We start from the raw sequence: 19,113 nt of genomic DNA, 5'->3' as shown, positions 1-19,113 counted from the left end.
CTCGCCAACAAGTTGGCTCCTACAGAATCGGTGGTGTGCCTGCTAAACCCTGTAGGAGCGAATTCATTCGCGAGGCGTTGTGCCTGACACACCGCGTGAAGCGCTCGCCAACAAGTTGGCTCCTACAGTGGCTATCCGCTTTAAATCAAATTGTGGGTTTTCAGCCAGCCCAGCCCGGCCTCGGTCGTCGTCAGGGGTTTGTATTCGCAGCCAATCCAGCCCTGATAACCCAAGCGGTCCAGATGCCCGAACAGGAACGAATAATTGATCTCCCCGGTGCCCGGCTCATGCCGCCCCGGGTTGTCGGCCAACTGCACATGACGAATCGCCGGCAGGTGTTTTTCCAGGGTCCGGGCCAGGTCGCCCTCCATGATTTGCATGTGGTAGATGTCGTATTGCAGCGACAGATTGCGACTGCCGACTTTCTCGCGAATCGCCAGGGCCTGCTTCGTTGTCGTGAGGTAGAAGCCTGGGATGTCGAGGGTGTTGATCATCTCCATCACCAGATCGATGCCTTCGGCTTCGAGCCTGTCGGCGGCGTATTTCAGGTTGTCGACGAGGGTCTTTTCGATCAACGCCTCATCGACGCCCTGAGGACGAATCCCTGCCAGGCAGTTGATCTGCGTGTTACCCAATACCTTGGCGTAGGCAATGGCCAGATCGACACCGGCACGAAACTCCTCAGTGCGATCAGGATGGCAAGCGATCCCGCGCTCGCCTTTGCCCCAGTCACCGGCAGGCAGGTTGAACAGCACCTGCGTCAGGCCGTTGGCCTCAAGTTCGGCCTTGATCTGCGCCGAGCTGAAGTCATAAGGAAACAAATACTCAACGCCGCTGAACCCTGCATTGGACGCCGCTTCAAAGCGCTGCAGAAAGTCCAGTTCGGTGAACAGCATCGACAGGTTGGCGCATAAACGTGGCATGGCGGACTCCTTGGACCTATCAGTCAATTCATCAAGCTGAGAGCAGTGGGGGCGTCAGCGCGGGTTTCGGCCAGCGCCTCGAATTCGTTGATCGCGTTGATCTCGGTGCCCATGGATATATTCGTCACGCGCTCAAGAATGATCTCGACCACCACCGGCACCCGGTGCTGTTGCATCAGGCTGGTAGCTTCAGCGAACGCCGCCTGAATGTGCGCAGGATCAGTCACGCGAATCGCCTTGCACCCAAGCCCTTCGGCGACCGCTATATGGTCCACGCCGTAACCTTCCAGCTCAGGCGAGTTGATGTTGTCGAAGCCCAGTTGCACGCAAAAATCGATGTCGAAGTTGCGCTGCGCCTGACGAATCAACCCCAGATACGAGTTGTTCACCACCACATGGATGTACGGCAGCTTGAACTGCGCGCCGACGGCCAGTTCTTCGATCATGAACTGGAAGTCATAGTCGCCGGACAGCGCCACCACCTTGCGGCTCGGGTCAGCTTTGGCCACACCCAGCGCGGCGGGAATGGTCCAGCCCAATGGCCCGGCCTGACCGCAGTTGATCCAGTGCCGCGGTTTGTAGACGTGCAGGAACTGCGCCCCGGCGATCTGCGACAAACCGATGGTGCTGATGTAACAGGTGTCTTTGCCGAAGTACTGATTCATCTCTTCGTACACGCGCTGCGGCTTGACCGGAATGTTCTCGAAATGGGTCTTGCGCTGCATCGTGCGTTTGCGTTCCTGACAGCTGTTGAGCCAGGCGCTGCGGTCCTTGAGCTTGCCGGCGGTGTGCCATTCCCGGGCGACTTCCAGCAGCATGTTCAGCGCCGCACCCGCGTCGGAAACAATGCCAAGATCGGGCATCAGCACGCGACCGATCTGCGTGGGTTCGATGTCGATGTGGATGAATTTGCGACCTTCGCTGTACACCGAAACGGTCCCGGTATGGCGGTTGGCCCAGCGGTTACCGATACCCAGCACCAGATCCGATTCCAGCATCGTCGCGTTGCCGTAGCGATGGGACGTCTGCAAACCGACCATGCCGGCCATCTGCGGGTGATCGTCGGGGATCGTGCCCCAGCCCATCAGCGTCGGGATCACCGGGATGCCAGTCAGCTCAGCAAATTCCACCAGCGCTTCGGAGGCATCGGCATTGATCACGCCGCCGCCCGAAACAATCAGCGGGCGCTCGGCGGCGTTGAGCATCGCCAGGGCTTTTTCGATCTGGTTGCGGCTGGCTTGCGGCTTGACCACCGGCAGCGGCTCGTAGGCATCGATGTCGAATTCGATTTCCGCCATTTGCACGTCGAACGGCAGATCGATCAACACCGGGCCGGGACGACCACTGCGCATCAACTGAAACGCCTTCTGGAACACGTACGGCACCTGGCCCGGTTCCATGACCGTGGTCGCCCATTTCGCGACCGGTGCAGCGATGGCGGCGATGTCCACCGCCTGGAAGTCTTCTTTGTGCATCCGGGCACGAGGCGCCTGGCCGGTGATGCACAGGATCGGGATCGAGTCGGCAGACGCTGAGTACAAACCGGTGATCATGTCTGTCCCGGCAGGGCCCGAGGTGCCGATACACACCCCAATGTTGCCAGCCACGGCACGGGTATAACCCTCGGCCATGTGCGAGGCGCCCTCAACGTGGCGCGCCAGTACGTGATCGACGCCGCCCAGCTTCTTGAACGCAGCATAAAGAGGGTTGATGGCAGCGCCGGGGATACCGAAAGCGGTATCGACCCCTTCGCGGCGCATCACCAGAACGGCAGCTTCGATGGCTCTCATGAGGGTCATTTGGTAGTCTCCTGATTCGTTATTTTTTGTATGTCAGCAGACTGAATTGAAAGCTATCCCAAGTGAATAGCAGTTTTTATCCTTTCTATCGGTATCAGGAGTATCGAATGGACCGCTACACAGAGCTGCGCAGTTATGTGCTGGTAGCGACCCGAGGCAGTTTCGCTGCAGCGGCGTTAGTGGAGGGCGTGACGCCGGTGATCATGGGCCGGCGCTTGAGCGCGCTGGAGGAGCGACTGGGGGTGAAGCTGATTCACCGCTCCACCCGAGGCCTGACGCTCACCGATCTGGGGGAGTCCTATCTTGAAAACGCGCGGGCGGTGTTGCACTCGTTCGAGGAGTTGGACGCCAGCATCAGCGAGAACGAAAGCAGCGTGCGCGGGCACTTGGTGATTTCCGCGCCAGCAGGGTTTGGGCGGCATCATGTGGCACCCCATGCACCGGAATTTCAGGCGCGGTTTCCGGATTTGCAGCTGTCGTTCAACCTGACCGACAACGTGGTGGATCTGGTGCAGGAGGGCTACGACATGAGCATCCGCATCGGCGAAGTGCTCGACCCCAATTACGTGGCGATCAAGCTGTACGCCAACAAACGCGTGGTGTGCGGCGCGCCGTCTTATTTTGCCGAGCACGGCTTTCCACAGACGCTGGAGGATCTGGCCGAGCACAATTGCCTGTCGTTCAACCTGCAGGGCGGACAGCACCGGGGCTGGACCTTTCAGCGCGACGGTAAGCAGGTAGCGATCAAGGTCGGCGGGAATTTGTACTGCAATGACGGCGAATTGTTGTTCGACTGGGCCAAGCGTGGCCTGGGCCTGAGCTGGCGGTCGTGGTGGGAGATTCAAAGCGAAGTGCAAAACGGCGCGCTGGTGACGGTGCTCGATGACTTCGCGCTACCCAGTTACGACATCCAGGCGGTGTACCCGCAACAGCATTACCTGCCGGCGAAAGTACGGTTTTTTATCGCGTTCTTGAAAGAGGTCTACAACCGACCGGGGTATTGGACCTGACACGGTCCTGGAGTCGACACGATGATGATGGCTCCCACGCGGAGCGTGGGAACGATCATTTCGAACTGTTTTCAGACGAATTCGAATGAAATCGGCGGCAGCCCGCGGATTTCACCCAGCCCCAGACCCGGGCCTTTGGTCAGGTACATGCCGGTATAGGAACCGGTGGTGATGATGATATCCGGGGTCAGCGTCTTGCCCTGGGAGGTGTAGTGATTGACCAGCCACGGCAACAACCGCCGTGGATCGCCCGCCGGATTGGCGCCGTCGCCGGGGACGATATCTTCGTCGGCGTAGGTGAACGTCAGCGCGGGTTCGACAAACGGGAAATCGGCGTCGTAGTCGATGAACTCGCCAACGATCAACGCGCCATGGTTGAGCAGATCACCCAGTGCCAACAGCGGCTCGATCTTCGGCCAGGCGCTGAACCGGCTGGACACCACTTCTACCGTAGTCCCCATGGAGCCGATGCTGCTCAATACTTCTTCGTCGGAATAGGGCTGGTCGCGCGGGGCGAACTCGCGGCTCAGGCGGAAGGCGATTTCCAGTTCCAGAATCGGTGACGGGTATTCGAGGTATTCCAGCTGACTGCGGCTGGCAAACAAACCATCGTTTGGCAACAAAGAGCCTTGAATCGGCCCTGTCGGGGATTTGGAGCCGACCTTCCAGCCGCCAATCGACGTGTCCCGCAGTCGCAGGACTTGCTCTTGTAGCGCGTAAGCGCCGGCTGCATCGGCAGGGACGTATTCGGGACGGATCTCGGTGATTTTCTGACCCTGACGCATGGCGTCGACGATCAGCTCGGCGACTTTCACTTGGTGAGAGGTTGGGTTCACTCGGGACTTCCTTCAGTCAATTGATGGAAAACGCGGCAGTCATATGGCCCGGCCACTGTCGCCGGGTGATCGTGCTGCGAGGCCATGATCATTCATCATTTGATGATCGTGGCTATCGGAGCATGCACCGCTGCGCCGTTCGCCGCTACCCCGAAAGGCACTGTGGCGAAGCTTATCAATCCCGATTGGACGACCTGCCAGGTTCACCCGTTCTGGCAACCGTCGCCCAGCCGGGTGTATTGCAGATTGTGCGTCACACCTTTGCTGTCGACGTAGACCATGTGGGCAATCACCGGGCCGCACTCCGTCGCGGTGTTGGCTTGACTGCTCAGGCGCACGACCTTGGCGATGTCCAGGTCCTGGCTGTAGTCATATTCTTCGGACTGCGAGTTGGTTTGCGGCGAAGTTGAAGGAAGGGTGTCAGCGGCGCATGCCATGACGCTGAACAGGGACAATGCGGCAAACATTATGGTTTTCATGACAGGCTCCAGACGCTCGTGGAAAAGGCGAGCAACCGTCGAAGGGGTTGCTGATGGCTGTGATGCTATGCGCCTGGCGCGCGGGGCAGAAATGGTCAGCGTCAATACAGGACATCATGTTCAGTGATGCTTGGGCGGCCACTTCGATAGTCTTTTTGAGCGGGAGGGAATAAACCCTCACGGCGTGCGTCTGGCTTGGGTGACTGATTGGACAGCCTCTGTGTCCAGCCCAACCCCAAGCCGAGACTTAAACCATGAACGCAATAAACATCCGCTCATTCTTCGCCGCTGTTGCCCTGGCAGTGGCAGCCATCGGTAGCGCCCAAGCCGCGCCCGCGCCGGTGCACAACATCGTGCTGGTGCACGGCGCCTTCGTAAACGGCGCGGGCTGGAAACCGGTGTACGACATCCTGGTCAAAGACGGCTATCACGTGTCAGTTGCCGCCCACCCGCTGACCTCGTTCAACGACGACGTGACCGCTGTCAAACGCATCCTGGCGATGCTGGACGGACCGACGATTCTGGTGGGACACAGTTACGGCGGCGCGGTGATCTCCAACGCCGGCGAAGACGCCCACGTAGCAGGTCTGGTCTACATCGCCGCCCACGCGCTGGATGTGGGGGAAACTGAAGCCGCCAATGGCAAGCTGTACCCCAACGCGACCAAGGCGATAAAGAAAACCGATGACGGTTTCCTCTATCTCGATCCTGCGTTTTACCCCGCTGACTTCGCCGCCGACTTACCCAAAGCCCAGGCCGAATTCGAAGCCAACGCCCAGGCGCTCACCTCGGCATCGGTGTTCACCACGCCCGCCACAGTCGCTGCCTGGAAAACCAAACCCAGCTGGTACGCGGTGGCCCAGGCCGATCGCATCATTAATCCGGACCTTGAGCGCATGTACGCCAAGCGCGCCAACAGCCACACCATCGAAGTGGCCGGGGCCAGCCACTCCGTCTATGAATCCCACCCCAAAGAAGTCGCTGCGCTGATCGAGCAAGCGGCGCAGCATGCGCTGGATAAATGAAGGGGTTTGAGGCCGCTGCGCCGACTCGGCCCCCGTGGGAGCGGACCTGTCCGCGAAAACGATTCGTCAGGCGCGACAGATGTATCGGATGTACCGGCCTCTTCGCGAACAGGTTCGCTCCCACGGGTTGTGCTTTGCCCCGGCATCTTGCGGCGGACATGTAGGAGCTGCCGAAGGCTGCGATGGCGGCCTGCCTGACCCACCAAGATCGCAGCCTCGCGCTGCTCGACAGCTCCTACAGGGTTTGAGCCAGATGCAGCGACTCGGCCCCCGTGGGAGCGGACCTGTCCGCGAAAGCGATTCGTCAGGCGCGACAGATGTATCGGATGTACCGGCCTCTTCGCGAACAGGTTCGCTCCCACGGGTTGTGCTTTGCCCCGGCATCTTGCGGCGGACATGTAGGAGCTGCCGAAGGCTGCGATGGCGGTCTGTTAGCTGTACCAACGTTGGCGTTCAGGCGTTTACCAATCCCGCCACCGACTTGCCCATTGGCACGAAGCCGCTGATGCCTTCCACTCGTTCGAGCCAGGCGCGGACGTTGGGGTAGGCGTCCAGCGACACATTACCCTCCGGCACATGCGCGACGTAGGCGTAGTTGGCGATGTCGGCAACCGTCGCCGACTCGCCGGCCAGCCACTCCCGCGCGCTCAGTTCGTGCTCCATGACCTTGAGAAACTGATGGCTGTGGGCGATCACTTCGTCAGCGTCGTACGGCGCGCCAAACACGGTCACCAGACGCGCACGGCAAAGGCCATACGCCACCGGCCCAGCCGCCGCCGACAGCCAGCGTTGCACCTGCGCAGCACCCACTGCATCGTCCGGCAACCACTGAGCGCCGCCATGTTGCTTGATCAGATAAATGAGAATTGCGTTGGAATCGGCGAGCACCACCCCGTTATCGTCAATCACCGGGACCTGGCTGAAGGCATTCAGCGCAAGAAAAGGCGCTTTTTTATGCTCACCTGCAGCCAGATCGACTTCGATGATTTCGTACTCAAGACCCAGCACACTCATCATCAACTGGACGCGATGACAGTGCCCGGACAGTGGGGCGCGGTAGAACTTGATGGGCTGGCGATTCATCAGGAAGGCTCCGTTGAGCGAAGTGACAGGCAGACAAGGCGCCATTGTGTTGGTTGCGCCGGTTGCAGGGAACCACCAGAAGTTTCAATCCACCGTTTCAGGTGTTGTAACGCTCGACGCCAGATCCGCGCGTAACTGAGTCACGCAAAAGTCCACGAACGAGCGCACCTTTGACGAGCCTTTACGGCCCTGCGCGTACACCACATGCACCGGCAAAGGCGGGAGTTCAAACGTTTCGAGCACCGCGCACAGGCGACCTGCATTCAAATGCGCGCGGATTTGATAAGACGGCACCTGGGTCAAGCCCCAACCGTCGACGGTGGCGTGGATCGCGGCGGTGAAAGAGGTCAGCGACAGGCGTGAACGGACATCGACTGACTGTGGCTGGCCACCGATGTTGAACACCCAGTTGCTGCTGCGCTCGGCCATGACGGCGCTGATGGTCGTGCGGTCGACGAGCTCGTGAGGATGCTGCGGGCTGCCATGTGCGGCCAGGTATTCAGGCGAGGCGCAGACCATTCGCCGCACGCTGCCGACATTGATCGCAGTCAGCGACGAATCTGGCAGATGGCCGATGCGCACGGCCACATCGATACCTTCGTCGAGCATGGGTGCAACACGGTCCATCAGCAGCCCGCGAATCTCCACATCAGGATGCAGCGTCAGGTATTTAGCGAGCACCGGCGTGACATGCAGATCACCGAAGACTTGCGGCGCGGTGACCGTCAACAGGCCGCGAGGGCTGGCGTGAATCCCGGCGGCGGAACTCTCGGCGTCGTTCAGGTCCGCCAGCAAACGACGGCAATCGGCAGCAAAGCGCAGGCCCGATTCGGTCAGCCGCAACTGCCGGGTGGTGCGCACCACCAGTAGCGTACCCAGTCGCTGTTCAAGCTGGGCAACAGCGCGGGTAACCGTGGCGGTGGACACCACAAAGTGCCGAGCCACCGCCGCAAAACTCGCATGCTCGGCCACTGCCACGAAAATAGTCATTTCCTGAATACGATCCACGGGGCGTCCGGTGTGCTGGGAATGAGCTGATGAGTCTGCGGTAAATACCATAGACGGAGAAGGGCATGTTCACTGCCGACACAAAACCTGTGGGAGCGAACCTGTTCGCGAAGACTTTTCATCAGAGGATAGGTATCTGCTGAATGTACCGGCCCCTTCGCGGACAGGTCCGCTCCCACAGGATGTGTATCTGCCGGGGATCTCAGTCACCGCCAAGTCCGTTGGTGCGAGGCTTGCCCGCGAAGCTGAGGTCATGGTGTGCCAAGCGCTCCCCAGCACCTGCCTCGCCAACAAGTTGGCTCCTACAGGATGCAGCTGGGTATTCCTGCCTGGAATCCACCACATAAAAAACATGAATTTTATTTATCTGAGTTGAACCACTACCGTGACGTTCTTCATCGAGCATGTGGATCACAAATGTCCTCTTCCGAGCAAACACTGGCCGAGCTGCACTGGAAACGCAATCTGGTGGTGTGCGTGTTTGGCGCGTTTACCACTATCGTCGCCATGACGCTCCTGTTGCCGTTCTTGCCGTTGTACGTCGAACACCTGGGCGTCAGTGATCAGGCCGCCATCGTGCAGTGGTCGGGGGTGGCCTTTGGCGCGACGTTTTTCTCTGCCGCATTGACCGCGCCGTTGTGGGGGCGGCTGGGTGACCGGTACGGCCGCAAACTGATGCTGATCCGCGCCAGCCTGGGCATGGCCATCGCGATGTCGCTGATCGGTCTGGCAGAAAACATCTGGCAACTGGTGGGCTTGCGCTTGCTGGCCGGGCTGCTCGGCGGCTATGCCTCGGGCGCGACCATACTGGTGGCGACGCAAACGCCCAAGGATCGCACCGGCTGGGCATTGGGCATGCTGTCCTCGGGGATCATGGCGGGCAACCTCGCAGGCCCGTTGATTGGAGGCTTCCTGCCGCCGCTGATCGGCATCCGCAACACCTTCTTTCTCGCCGGCGGGGTGATCTTCATCACCTTCCTCGCCACCCTGTTTCTGATGAAAGAAGCGCCACGGTCCAAACGCGCTGCCGGTGACAAACGCCCTGCGGCTGTCCGCCCGTGGCAGGCGATCAGCGACAAAGCGCCCGTCATCACCATGCTGGTGGTGGCGTGTCTGGTGATGTTTTCGATCATGTCCATCGAGCCAATCATCACGGTTTACCTGACTCAGCTGCACACCGAAAACGTCACGCTCATGGCCGGATTGGTGATGTCGGCCACAGCATTGGCCAGCGTCCTGTCATCCTCGCCCATCGGCAAACTGGCGGACCGGATCGGCCATTGGAAAGTGGTGATGATTTGTCTGGCGGCAGCGGCGGCGACTTTGATTCCGCAGGCATTTGTGAGCAACGCCTGGCAATTGGTAGCCTTGCGCTTTGTGATGGGCATTGCGTTAGGCGGTTTGCTGCCGTGCATTGCCGCAATCATCCGGCATTGCGTACCCGACGCGGTGGCCGGACGAATGCTGGGCTACTCGACGTCCAGCCAGTACGTCGGTCAGGTGTTGGGGCCATTGACGGGCGGGTATCTGGGCGGGCATTACGGCATGCCGGTGGTGTTCATCGCCACTTGTGTGCTGATGTTCGGGTGCGCATCCCTGATGTGGACGCTGCGGCCAACCCTGCGCACGGGCGAAGATGCTGCCCGGTAATGCCAAACACGCAGTTTTTTGACAAAACCATGACATGCAAGGCCGGATAATCCGCCTTCGCGACCAACACCTGCTTGCCCGTGACCACCACCGGCCACAGTCAGGATGTGTCGCGAGCGTACAGGCGTATCGGCTTTTGCACGGAAATCCATGGACATCAAACACAGCTTGAAGCAACGCATTGTGATCGTTTTCGCGCTCATGAGCGCCGTGGTCGCCGGTGTATTCGCCATCGGTATCATCGCCGCCGTGCATGTGGTGGAAAAGAAACTGGCGACCATCAGCCTGGGCGGCAACCTGCACCGTTTGCTGGTGATGGACGACATGAGCGAGTGGCGCCATCGTCCTGAGAAGGATGAGCTTTTCTATGCCCAGGATGGTCGTGACGACTTCGCCATGCCCGACGATTTGAAAGGGTTGGTCCCCGGATTTCAGGAATTTACCCGAGGCAAGAAAGCCTATTACGCCTTCGTGGAGACCGTTGGAGAGCGCCGGTACGTGCTGCTGCGCGACCAGCGCAAGTTCGAAAAGCGTGAGCGGATTCTGTTCGGCATCGTGCTGGTCGGCTTCATCCTGAGCGTATTGCTGGCGGTACTGCTGGGGCGCTTGCTGGCGTCGCGGGTCATGGCGCCGGTTTCGCGGCTGGCCGGGCAGGTTCGCCATCGCGATCAGCTGCTGGAGCTGGCGCCGACCCTGGCCGACGATTACGCCAACGACGAAGTCGGGGCGCTGGCGATGTCTTTTGATGAAACCCTGGGCCGGCTGCGCGGCACGCTGGGGCGCGAAAAACTGTTCACCAGCGATGTCAGCCATGAGTTCCGCACGCCGTTGATGGTCTTGGCTTCGTCCTGCGAGCTGTTGTTGGAGTATCCGGGGCTTGACGAACGCTCTCGCCAGCAAGTGACCCGCATCAACAATGCGACGCTGGGCATGAAGCAGTTGGTGGAGACCTTCTTGCTGCTGGCGCGAACCGAGGGACGGCATTCCCAGGAGGGTCGGCAGACGACGATCACACAAGTCGCCCAAGAGCTGAACGAACTGTGGCAGGCGCCCATTGCGCAGAAAGGACTTCGCTTTGAATGCCTGTCAAACGAGCACTCCGAGGATTTGTACAACGGCACGCTGCTGCGCTCGGTGATGGGCAACTTGCTGCGCAACGCCTGGCATTACACCGACGAGGGGTTTATCCGGCTGACGCTGAACGCTAAAGGTTTTACCGTTGAGGACAGCGGGATCGGCATTCCGGAGGAGAAACGCGAGGCCATGTTTCAGCCGTTTGTCAGGGGCGATGAGCAGCGCGGGGAAGGGCTGGGATTGGGGTTGTCGCTGGTGCAGCGTATCTGCGCCAATCAGCAATGGACCGTGACCCTGACCAGTCGGGAGCCAGCGGGATGCTGCTTTGAAGTCCGGCTGGAGCCTGCGTCCGGGTCGGCCTGAAGTCGATCCGGACGCCAATCACTCAGCTGGCAGACGGTACGGCCGTGACTTGGTTTGGCGCCACGTAATGAGGGTCCAGTCGTGCGCGACCGTAGAACGCCATCGCAGTGCCGAACGATGACAGCCAGACGATAACGCCAGCCCATGGCGTATGAGACATGAAGTGCCAGCCCTGGAATATCCGCGTGGTGCCGAAGATCACACCCAGCATCACGGTGAAGGCCAGCAGTTTCTTCGCATGCCGCCAGCGGTAACGCAACGCGACGAAGTACAACACCATCATCGTGAAACCGCCTGATGCATGACCCCCCGGCCAGCAACGACCCTTGCCGGCTTCGTGCAGCAAATTGAAGTTTTCAAACCATTCGGTCTTTGGCTCTATGCCGCCGTAAAGCGTGGTTTCCACCGGGCAGAACACACTGGTGTGGCTCTTGAAGTAGTGGATAAAGCCCGTGTTGATCGCAAAGGCGAACACCACGAACAGTAAGTCGCGACGATGGCGTGCAGCGAATCTGAGAACGGGCGCAACCCGGACCCGCTCCAGCCAGGCGATAACACGGCTGTGTTTGTCGGCACTAAACAGCGGCCAGACAAACGAAAGCAACGCGCCAATGATCGCCGCCTCCCCAGTCCAGTTGGGGATGATCCGCGCCCAGCGATGGGTGATGTTTTCAAAGAGCTTGTTGTGTCCCAGCACGAACTCATGGGTCGTGGTGTTGTACAGCGAATCGCTGATCAATATGTCCAGGCGGGTGAGATCAAACGCCAGGAACAAGCCCAAAGCGATCAACAGCGGTACCCCGAGATTGATCAGGTAGAAGCGATTGCGAGTGTGGTTCACGTTCAGTTCCCGTGCAGGGTTTGGCTTGAGTGGGGATTGCGAGCAGCGTTATGGACGACCGGCGACCACTTTGTTCCAGCTTCGCGCATCGACAGTGCCCAGCACGTGGGCCGATTGATCCCTGGGATCGACTGACACGATCAACGAAGCGCCGTAATCCAGCGAGTCGGGGCTTGCGACATTCAGTGATTTTTCCAGCTGCGCGATGCATTCGCTGTGGGTCACCAGCATCAGATTACGGTGATCGAGTTTGTGCTTGAGCACATCGTCGAGCATGGTTTTGCGGCAGTTGATCAGCCAGTCCTGCGCGGGCGTGATGCGATTGAACACCGCTTGCGCAGTCTGTTCGGTGCGGCGCAGAGGGCTGTTGTAGAGATCGGTGCTGCTCAGATCCATCGCGCGAATCGAGGCGCCGAGGGCGGTGGCGACATCGCTGCCTTTACGAGTGATGCCGTCGGGCTGAGCCAGGCATGGATTGGTCGAGTGATCGCAGCGTTCGACATGGCGCATGACCACCACCAGATCACCCCGTTGCCAGCCGGCGTAGAACCCCGAGGTGAGCAGACGGTTGCCTTCAACGAGGTCGAGGGGCGCAGCGGGTTTTCTCAATTCGTACGAAACACCTGCCAGGGTCATCGCTAACAGGCAGGCCATCAGCAGGGCGTGACGGTACGCAACCATGGCGTTGAAGAACGCGGGACGTGTGGTTAAACGGTGTATCAGCGTTGGGCCCATGGGATTTTCAGGTCCAGTTTTGGAGGAGGAGCGGATCGACCAAAGACACAGCTGTTCGGCGTCGTGAGGCGCGTGCAAGACGGCATTGATCGAGGCGCGAGCTTAGGAGGGGGATCGTGAATGGCGGGTGAAGGGCATGTGAAAAGGCTTTTCACATTAGGACGGAGTGACACGAACAACTGCAGGAGCGCTGACCCCTGTAGGAGCGAACTTGTTCGCGAGGCGATGCATCAGGTTCACGGGACGGACGCCTCGCCAACAAGTTGGCTCCTACAGGTGCGGTTCGACAGAGATTAACCCTTGGACGACAACAGCTTCTCGAACGCGCGGTCCAGGTTGCCTTCGGCGCTGGTCAGCTTTTCCCGGCGCTCGCGCAGCCAGGTCTGGTCGGCGTCCAGGGTCTTGCGCGCTTCGGCGAGCATGCGTTTGACCTCCTCAGGCTGCGGCCCGCCGGTGCCTTTACGGGTCTTGACCATGTTTTCCGGCGACAGCGCCGCGCGGAATGTAGCCTCATCCAGCGGCAGCACGTTGGGCGTCCATTTGTACTTGTCGGCGGCCTGGGCGTAGAGCTTCTGTGCGTGATCGTAAGGAAAGGTTTTCGGCGTCAGGCCGTTGGCCCGGGCCTCGGTAACGATCAACGAGGCAAAACTGTGTCCGATGCGGAACGGCACTTTTTGCGTACGCTCCAGGGTGTCGGCCAGCTCCATAGAGGTGGTCCACTCGTTTTCCAGCTCCTCAAGTGCACGCTGCGGGTTGACCTGCAACGCATCAAGCACCGCGTCCATGGCGCCGAACATATCGTGGGCGGAATCGAACACTCCCAGGGAATCGAACGCAAACTTGTAGTCAGTCATGCCAGTGGTGACGTTGTGCGCGCGCAACGTCACGGTTTGCGCCAGCCCGACCACATCGGATGAGGTTTCCCGCGCACGCATCAACAGCCCCGGATTGCGCTTTTGCGGCATGGCGCTGCTGGTGTACGTGGACTCTTCATCCAGCAACAGCCACGGCCGGATCTGGTGATACTGGGTGTGGATGTCGCCAATCATCGCGCCAACGCGGATGGCTGACGACGAGGCAATGTTCGCCGCCTCGATCGGGATGTCGTAGGTCGAGACCTGGCTGGAATCCAGCGAGTTCTCACGCACGCTGTCAAAACCCAGCAACTCGGCCATGCGCTCGCGGTTCAGCGGATAAGCCGAGTTGGCCAGCACTGCGGTGCCCATCGGGCTCTGATTGAGTCGCTGATACAGCTCGCGCACCCGCTGGCCATCGCGGTCGAATGAGGCCTCGAACGCCAACAAGTAATGGGCGTAACTGATCGGCATCGCCTGCACACCGTTGGTGTACGCCGGGACCAGCGTATCGACGTTCTTCTCAGCCAAATCCAGCAGGCGTTTGCGGGTGGCGTTCATCGCCTCGTCATAAGCCAGCACGTCCGAACGCAGCTTGGCCAGTCGGTAGGTGGCGAGCATGTCCTGACGACTGCGGCCTGAGTGAATCAGCGACGCTTCGGGGCCGATCTTGTCGGTCATGATCTGCTCCAGTTGCAGCACATCACTGGGGCGCTTGCCGTTGGGCTGGTCAGCCTGATCGATGGCGAAACGCACCCCTGTGGCGATCTTCTGGCCCATTTCGGGTTTGACGATGCCTTCTTCGGTGAGCATCACGATGGACGCCTTATTGATGCGGTTCAGCCAGGAAAACTGGCTTTCGGTCTTGCTGTCTTTGTTTTTCGACTTGTCGACCGTGGCGCCGATCTTCGCTGCCTGAGCCGCGCATTGTTCAGTGGTGGCGCAGGGCAGTTCGGCAGTATTGGCGGCATAGGCGCCGTAGCTGGCGCTGAGCACATAAGCGACGGCCAGGTGCAGCAGGGTTTTTGTTGTGGGCATTTCAGGACTCCGGTTTGGCAGATGCTGTGGGTGTTGGCTGCGCAGGATGTAACGGATGTGGCTAAAGCAAGGGCAGGGTGTAGCTGACGATGGCCCGGTTCTGATCGATTTCGTTGCCGCCGTTGCTGCGGTAACTGCCGTTGCGCCATTTCAGCTCAAGGTTTTTCAGGGCGCCGCTCTGGAACACGTAAGCGATGTCGGTGTTGCGTTCCCATTCGGTGCCTTCCTTGGCCCCGCGCGCGAAGTTGTCGCCCTTGAGGTAGCGGGTCATGAAGGTGAGGCCGGGCAGGCCGAGGGCGGCAAAATCGTAGTCATAGCGGGTCTGCCACGAGCGTTCTTCGGGGTTGGCGAAGTCCGGGGAAATCATCACGTAGTTGACCAGGAACGAATCGGTGCCGGCCAGGTGCGGGAATCCGGTTTCACCGTTCATGCGCTGGTAGGCCACGCCGAATGCGTGGCCGCTGACGCTGTAGGTGAATTTGGCGCCAAGGGCCGTGTTATCGACGTTGGTGTTGCCGTCTTCGGTGGAGCGCGCATAACGCAGGTCACTTTTGAACGACTGCGACGCGCTGATCGGGAAGCTGTGGGTGAGGGTGACGATGTGCTGCTTGTAGTTGTTCTCCAGACCGCCGTAGTTGTAGGAGGTGTTCAGGCCCTTGGTCCAGTTGTAACTGGCGCTGGCAAAGTCGAATGTGTCGCTGGGCCGACCGCCCTTGATGCCCTTGGCTTCGGCCTCGATGTTTTCGTGGCCGCTGTCATTGCGCTCGGTGTTGCTGGTCAGCCGGCCGAGGTTGAGGGTCATGTCGGTGATGTCTTTGGAGGTGACCTGCCCGCCGTGAAAGGTTTGCGGCAGCAGGCGTCCGTCGTTGGGCAGTACGGTGGGCAGTTTGGGGATCAAGGTGCCAAGCCGCAGCACGCTCTTGGCCACGCGCATTTTGCCGGTGACGCCGGAGCGGCCGTAATTGTCCGGCGCCTTGTTCTCGCCTACAGGCAGCAGGCCGGTATTGCGCCGGTCCGGTCCCGAATCCAGCTTCAGCCCGAACAACCCCATGGCGTCGACACCGAACCCGACGGGGCCTTGGGTGAATCCTGACTCGACATTGAGCAGCAGACCTTGCGCCCACTCGTCACGCTTGGACTGGCTGGCGCCGTCCTGGTGGTAGTCGCTGTTGAAGTAAAAGTTGCGAAATTCAAGATCGGCTTTGCTGTCTTCGAAAAAGTCAGCTTCGGCAAAACCTGGGCAGGCGAGGGTCAAGCCAAAGGCGGCCGAGGTGAGGCCGAGCGAAACGGGGCGCTTATGCATTTTGATTCCCACTGTCACAGCTGATTTTTTATTGGTTTTGTTGGCTGGGTCTGGCGGTTGAACGTCCGCTGGACCCAGTCGCAAAAGCCTATCGCTGTGGCAAAGGAATTAAAAATATATAGATAGTGTTGAGTTGATACTTATTGAATATGGCATTCGGTACAAGGCCTGTAGGAAAAAGCTTGCCTGCGATCCGGTTCCCGAGCGCACCACATGTGTCGAGTGCACTGACCTGATCGCGAGCAAGCTCACTCCTACAAGGGTGGCATCAATCCTTGAACGGCAAAGGCGCCTGAGCCGCGATGAAGCCTTGATCGCGCATCGCCTGCCAGAAACCATCCGGCACCGACGCATTCAGCGCCTGCACGTCTTCAATGATCCGCGAGGGACGACTGGCCCCCGGAATCACCGCAGCCACCAGCGGGTTGGCCAGCGCAAACTGCAACGCTGCCGACTTGATATCGACCTGATACTGGCGGGCGATTTCCTGGATGTGCGCGACTTTGTCGAGCATCGCCTGAGAAGCTTCCTGATACTCGAAATGCTTGCCGCCCACCAGCACGCCGGAACTGTAAGGACCGCCGACGACGAATTCGGCATTGGCTTCCTTGGCCTTGGCAAACAGCCGTTGCAGCGGTTGATCGTGATCGAGCAGGGTGTAGCGGCCGGCCAACAGAAAACCGTCGGGCTGGGCTTCGGTCAGGTCCAACGTCAGTTCACAGGGCTCGACCCGGTTGACGCCCAAGCCCCAGGCCTTGATCACGCCTTGTTCCTTGAGCGAGGCCAGCGTGCGGAAAGCGCCTTTGCGGGCGATGTTGAAATGCTCGATCCACTCATCGCCGTGGGCATCCTGCGCGACGTCGTGGACGAAAACGATGTCCAGACGGTCAGTGCCCAGACGCTTGAGGCTGCTTTCAATCGAACGCATCGTTGCGTCGGCCGAGTAATCGGTGACGATCTTGTTGCTCAGACCGTGGCTGAACGGACCGCTGCGTGCGCCGCTGTCCAGTTCATCGGAGATCAGGCGGCCGACTTTGGTGCTCACGGTGTACTCGTCGCGGTTGTGCTGCTTGAGCGCGGCGCCGAGCCGTTGCTCGGACAGGCCCGCGCCGTAGACCGGGGCAGTGTCGAAGTAGCGAATGCCCTGATCCCAGGCCGCTTGCACCGTTGCCAAGGCTTCCTCTTCGTTGATCTCGCGAAACATGTTGCCGAGCGGAGCGGCACCGAAGCCAAGGCGGCCGATGATTTTGTCTTTCAGACTCATGGGGATGTTCCTGTAGGAAAAGAGGTGAAAATCGAATGCCCAAGTGTGTAAGTGATCACGTAGCGGTGGGGGAGTTCGATGTCAGCAGCGATTCCACTTGCTGGCTTCAATAATTGAGCCTAGTTTTAACAATCCCTCTACTGCAAGGAATTTCCAATGCCACTCGCCCGCATCGACCTCGCCGCTGATACGCCAGCGGCCCACATTACGGCCATCAGTGAGGTCGTGTACGACGCCATGCGCAGCACTGCCAACGTGCCCGATCACGATAAATTCCAGATCATCAATCGCCACGCCAGTGATGAACTGGTGTTTCCGGCCGCGGGATATCTCGGCGTTTCCTACACGCCGGGGATCGTTTTCATCCAGATCACCTGGAACGCCGGGCGCAGCATCGAGGTGAAGAAGGCCTTCTACAAAGCCGTGGCCGAAGGTATTCAGGAGCGTACCGGCATCAGCAAGCAGGACGTGTGGATTAACCTGATCGACGTCAAACGCGAGGACTGGTCGTTTGGCAACGGCGACATGCAGTACGCGCCGCAGGAGTAAGTGACGGAACATAAATGCCACCCGTGGGAGCGGACCCGTCCGCGAATGGGGCGCTGTGCCCGGCGAATATCTGTCGCCTGAATAAAAGTCTTCGCGGACAGGTCCGCCCCCACGGCCTTCGGCCAGAATCAAAAGCTGCACCAGCAACCAACTCACGGCACTTAACTACACTCATCGGATCGAACGCAGACAAACACCCATCCAGGCCGAAAGTTGTAAGAGGGAGCCGCTAGATGGCTGAGCACATCATTCATTTCCACTGCCAGATCGATCAGGCGACCACCGAACATTTCCGCGACCGCTGCCTGGAAGCTTTGGGGCAGGGCGCCACGTCATTGCTGCTGAACCTGTCCACCACCGGCGGCAGCACCAATTTCGGCTTTACCGTGTACACCTTCCTCAAGTCGCTGACCGTGCCGATCCGGGCCGTCAACGCCGGCAATATCGAATCCATGGGCATTGTCATGTACCTGGCCGCCGCAGAGCGCATCGCCAGCCCGCATTCGCGGTTTCTGATTCATCCGATGAACTGGTACTTCAACCAGAGTTCGGTGGATCACTCCAGGCTTCGGGAATACTTGAGCAGTCTGGATAACGACCTTCAGCGCTATGTCAGCATCTTCCTCAACGAAACCCAGGGCGCAGCAGAACCGCTGGACATTGCCAACTGTCTATCAGCAGAGGAAAAAGTAATTCGCGCGGAAGATTCAGTTGTCTGCGGCATTGCCCACAGTGTGTCGCAGGTGGTGTTTCCGGAAGGGGCGGTACACTGGACAGTCAGTGGCGGATAAGTAGGTGAGTTGTTTGAAGTCGAATTCGACCAAGGAGAATATCTATGTTGCCCAAAGATGAGCCTGTTCATCAGGAAGAAGATGAAGAGTTGATCGAAGCCGAACCTGATGGCAGTGAAGACCCAGGGTCACAGCTGGATCGCGACGCGACCGTACCGTTGTTTGATCCCGATAAAGCGTCTAAAACTGATTAGCTGAACGAGGGCTCAAGCCCTCGTTCGCTCCTTCAGGGGTCAGGACTTACGAGTGCCGCCACCACCCGATGATCCGCCTTTTTTACCGGCGTCGGCCTTGTTGGCGTCGTTCGCTTTTTGCTTGTCGTTGGCGAAGTTACCGCCGCCCGAACCCTGTCCGCCTTTTTTGCCTGCTTCTGACGCCTTCTGGCGATCATTGGCGAAATTGCCTGGGTTCGAATTTCCGGTGTTAGCCATGATTACGCACCTCTTGTTATTGATAGAGCGAGACATCGCCTCGCACAACATGTGATT

The 19,113-nt window shown here is 59.5% G+C and carries 19 protein-coding genes; 7 read left to right on the top strand and 12 right to left on the bottom strand.

Annotation, left to right across the window (positions count from 1 at the left end; translation table 11 throughout):
* Positions 1-140 precede the first annotated feature (140 nt).
* Entirely contained in the window at positions 141-923 is a 783-nt protein-coding gene (hyi, locus tag ACWKWM_RS06870; RefSeq protein WP_483845414.1) for a hydroxypyruvate isomerase, read from the bottom strand.
* 23 nt (positions 924-946) lie between these two features.
* Positions 947-2,722: a glyoxylate carboligase gene (gene gcl / locus ACWKWM_RS06865; protein ID WP_483845413.1), complete on the bottom strand. Its 1,776-nt coding sequence runs from the start codon at positions 2,720-2,722 to the stop codon at positions 947-949.
* A 107-nt stretch (positions 2,723-2,829) separates the two neighbouring features.
* Between gcl and ACWKWM_RS06860 the strand changes: the two genes are divergently transcribed.
* Positions 2,830-3,732 (top strand): LysR family transcriptional regulator, encoded by a 903-nt coding sequence (locus ACWKWM_RS06860; protein ID WP_483845412.1) that lies wholly within the window; start codon positions 2,830-2,832, stop codon positions 3,730-3,732.
* A 71-nt stretch (positions 3,733-3,803) separates the two neighbouring features.
* On the opposite strand, the gene ACWKWM_RS06855 is transcribed toward ACWKWM_RS06860, so the two are convergent.
* Both ACWKWM_RS06855 and ACWKWM_RS06850 read right to left on the bottom strand, forming a co-directional pair.
* Positions 3,804-4,568 carry a 2-keto-4-pentenoate hydratase gene (locus tag ACWKWM_RS06855; protein ID WP_483845411.1) on the bottom strand — a complete coding sequence of 255 codons (765 nt, stop codon included), beginning with the start codon at positions 4,566-4,568 and terminating at the stop codon, positions 3,804-3,806.
* A 203-nt stretch (positions 4,569-4,771) separates the two neighbouring features.
* Positions 4,772-5,047: a DUF2790 domain-containing protein gene (locus ACWKWM_RS06850; RefSeq protein ID WP_483845410.1), complete on the bottom strand. Its 276-nt coding sequence runs from the start codon at positions 5,045-5,047 to the stop codon at positions 4,772-4,774.
* A gap of 254 nt (positions 5,048-5,301) precedes the next feature.
* On the opposite strand from ACWKWM_RS06850, the gene ACWKWM_RS06845 reads away from it, so the two are divergent.
* Complete coding sequence (locus ACWKWM_RS06845; RefSeq protein ID WP_483845409.1) at positions 5,302-6,072, top strand: alpha/beta hydrolase; 771 nt, start codon at positions 5,302-5,304, stop codon at positions 6,070-6,072.
* A gap of 453 nt (positions 6,073-6,525) precedes the next feature.
* On the opposite strand, the gene ACWKWM_RS06840 is transcribed toward ACWKWM_RS06845, so the two are convergent.
* Both ACWKWM_RS06840 and ACWKWM_RS06835 read right to left on the bottom strand, forming a co-directional pair.
* The gene (locus ACWKWM_RS06840) at positions 6,526-7,155 is read right to left on the bottom strand and encodes a glutathione S-transferase family protein (protein ID WP_483845408.1); all 630 of its coding nucleotides are present in this window, start codon (positions 7,153-7,155) and stop codon (positions 6,526-6,528) included.
* A gap of 84 nt (positions 7,156-7,239) precedes the next feature.
* Positions 7,240-8,163, bottom strand: a complete 924-nt coding sequence (locus ACWKWM_RS06835) for a LysR family transcriptional regulator (protein ID WP_483845407.1) — start codon at positions 8,161-8,163, stop codon at positions 7,240-7,242.
* A 417-nt stretch (positions 8,164-8,580) separates the two neighbouring features.
* Here ACWKWM_RS06835 and ACWKWM_RS06830 point away from each other — a divergent pair, with 417 nt between their 5' ends.
* Together ACWKWM_RS06830 and ACWKWM_RS06825 are read left to right on the top strand one after the other, a co-directional pair.
* On the top strand, positions 8,581-9,813 hold the full coding sequence (locus tag ACWKWM_RS06830) for an MFS transporter (RefSeq protein ID WP_483845406.1): 1,233 nt from the start codon (positions 8,581-8,583) through the stop codon (positions 9,811-9,813).
* A gap of 150 nt (positions 9,814-9,963) precedes the next feature.
* Entirely contained in the window at positions 9,964-11,250 is a 1,287-nt protein-coding gene (locus tag ACWKWM_RS06825) for a sensor histidine kinase (RefSeq protein WP_483845405.1), read from the top strand.
* A gap of 22 nt (positions 11,251-11,272) precedes the next feature.
* Here ACWKWM_RS06825 and ACWKWM_RS06820 read toward each other — a convergent pair whose 3' ends face one another.
* From ACWKWM_RS06820 to ACWKWM_RS06800, 5 genes are all read right to left on the bottom strand, one after another.
* A complete protein-coding gene (locus ACWKWM_RS06820) occupies positions 11,273-12,091 on the bottom strand; it encodes a phosphatase PAP2 family protein (RefSeq protein ID WP_483845404.1) in 819 nt (272 codons plus the stop codon).
* Positions 12,092-12,139: 48 nt separating this feature from the next.
* On the bottom strand, positions 12,140-12,826 hold the full coding sequence (gene pmrG / locus ACWKWM_RS06815) for a lipopolysaccharide core heptose(II)-phosphate phosphatase PmrG (protein ID WP_483845403.1): 687 nt from the start codon (positions 12,824-12,826) through the stop codon (positions 12,140-12,142).
* 293 nt (positions 12,827-13,119) lie between these two features.
* Positions 13,120-14,718: an argininosuccinate lyase gene (locus ACWKWM_RS06810; protein WP_483845402.1), complete on the bottom strand. Its 1,599-nt coding sequence runs from the start codon at positions 14,716-14,718 to the stop codon at positions 13,120-13,122.
* Between the two features lie 61 nt (positions 14,719-14,779).
* A complete protein-coding gene (locus ACWKWM_RS06805; protein WP_483845401.1) occupies positions 14,780-16,021 on the bottom strand; it encodes an OprD family porin in 1,242 nt (413 codons plus the stop codon).
* A gap of 268 nt (positions 16,022-16,289) precedes the next feature.
* A complete protein-coding gene (locus ACWKWM_RS06800) occupies positions 16,290-17,285 on the bottom strand; it encodes an aldo/keto reductase (protein WP_483845400.1) in 996 nt (331 codons plus the stop codon).
* Positions 17,286-17,441: 156 nt separating this feature from the next.
* On the opposite strand from ACWKWM_RS06800, the gene ACWKWM_RS06795 reads away from it, so the two are divergent.
* The 3 genes from ACWKWM_RS06795 to ACWKWM_RS06785 all read left to right on the top strand — a co-directional run bounded on the left by ACWKWM_RS06795 (position 17,442) and on the right by ACWKWM_RS06785 (position 18,819).
* On the top strand, positions 17,442-17,834 hold the full coding sequence (locus ACWKWM_RS06795; RefSeq protein WP_483845399.1) for a tautomerase family protein: 393 nt from the start codon (positions 17,442-17,444) through the stop codon (positions 17,832-17,834).
* A 233-nt stretch (positions 17,835-18,067) separates the two neighbouring features.
* On the top strand, positions 18,068-18,625 hold the full coding sequence (locus ACWKWM_RS06790; protein ID WP_483845398.1) for an ATP-dependent Clp protease proteolytic subunit: 558 nt from the start codon (positions 18,068-18,070) through the stop codon (positions 18,623-18,625).
* Positions 18,626-18,669: 44 nt separating this feature from the next.
* Entirely contained in the window at positions 18,670-18,819 is a 150-nt protein-coding gene (locus tag ACWKWM_RS06785; RefSeq protein ID WP_483845397.1) for a hypothetical protein, read from the top strand.
* Positions 18,820-18,858: 39 nt separating this feature from the next.
* Here the strand turns inward: ACWKWM_RS06785 and ACWKWM_RS06780 are convergent, their stop codons facing one another.
* Positions 18,859-19,056: a KGG domain-containing protein gene (locus ACWKWM_RS06780; protein ID WP_483845396.1), complete on the bottom strand. Its 198-nt coding sequence runs from the start codon at positions 19,054-19,056 to the stop codon at positions 18,859-18,861.
* Positions 19,057-19,113: the final 57 nt, after the last annotated feature.

The organism is Pseudomonas rosaeacicularis (assembly GCF_057128745.1).
Note: the sequence above shows the minus strand (reverse complement) of the source record. Positions and strands in the feature narration are given on the sequence as shown.

Coding starts and splice junctions, on each gene's coding strand:
- hyi (WP_483845414.1), bottom strand. CDS start 923: ATGCCACGTTTATGCGCCAACCTGTCGATGCTGTTCACCGAACTGGAC.
- gcl (WP_483845413.1), bottom strand. CDS start 2,722: ATGACCCTCATGAGAGCCATCGAAGCTGCCGTTCTGGTGATGCGCCGC.
- ACWKWM_RS06860 (WP_483845412.1), top strand. CDS start 2,830: ATGGACCGCTACACAGAGCTGCGCAGTTATGTGCTGGTAGCGACCCGA.
- ACWKWM_RS06850 (WP_483845410.1), bottom strand. CDS start 5,047: ATGAAAACCATAATGTTTGCCGCATTGTCCCTGTTCAGCGTCATGGCA.
- ACWKWM_RS06845 (WP_483845409.1), top strand. CDS start 5,302: ATGAACGCAATAAACATCCGCTCATTCTTCGCCGCTGTTGCCCTGGCA.
- ACWKWM_RS06840 (WP_483845408.1), bottom strand. CDS start 7,155: ATGAATCGCCAGCCCATCAAGTTCTACCGCGCCCCACTGTCCGGGCAC.
- ACWKWM_RS06830 (WP_483845406.1), top strand. CDS start 8,581: ATGTCCTCTTCCGAGCAAACACTGGCCGAGCTGCACTGGAAACGCAAT.
- ACWKWM_RS06825 (WP_483845405.1), top strand. CDS start 9,964: ATGGACATCAAACACAGCTTGAAGCAACGCATTGTGATCGTTTTCGCG.
- pmrG (WP_483845403.1), bottom strand. CDS start 12,826: ATGGGCCCAACGCTGATACACCGTTTAACCACACGTCCCGCGTTCTTC.
- ACWKWM_RS06810 (WP_483845402.1), bottom strand. CDS start 14,718: ATGCCCACAACAAAAACCCTGCTGCACCTGGCCGTCGCTTATGTGCTC.
- ACWKWM_RS06805 (WP_483845401.1), bottom strand. CDS start 16,021: ATGCATAAGCGCCCCGTTTCGCTCGGCCTCACCTCGGCCGCCTTTGGC.
- ACWKWM_RS06800 (WP_483845400.1), bottom strand. CDS start 17,285: ATGAGTCTGAAAGACAAAATCATCGGCCGCCTTGGCTTCGGTGCCGCT.
- ACWKWM_RS06795 (WP_483845399.1), top strand. CDS start 17,442: ATGCCACTCGCCCGCATCGACCTCGCCGCTGATACGCCAGCGGCCCAC.
- ACWKWM_RS06790 (WP_483845398.1), top strand. CDS start 18,068: ATGGCTGAGCACATCATTCATTTCCACTGCCAGATCGATCAGGCGACC.
- ACWKWM_RS06785 (WP_483845397.1), top strand. CDS start 18,670: ATGTTGCCCAAAGATGAGCCTGTTCATCAGGAAGAAGATGAAGAGTTG.
- ACWKWM_RS06780 (WP_483845396.1), bottom strand. CDS start 19,056: ATGGCTAACACCGGAAATTCGAACCCAGGCAATTTCGCCAATGATCGC.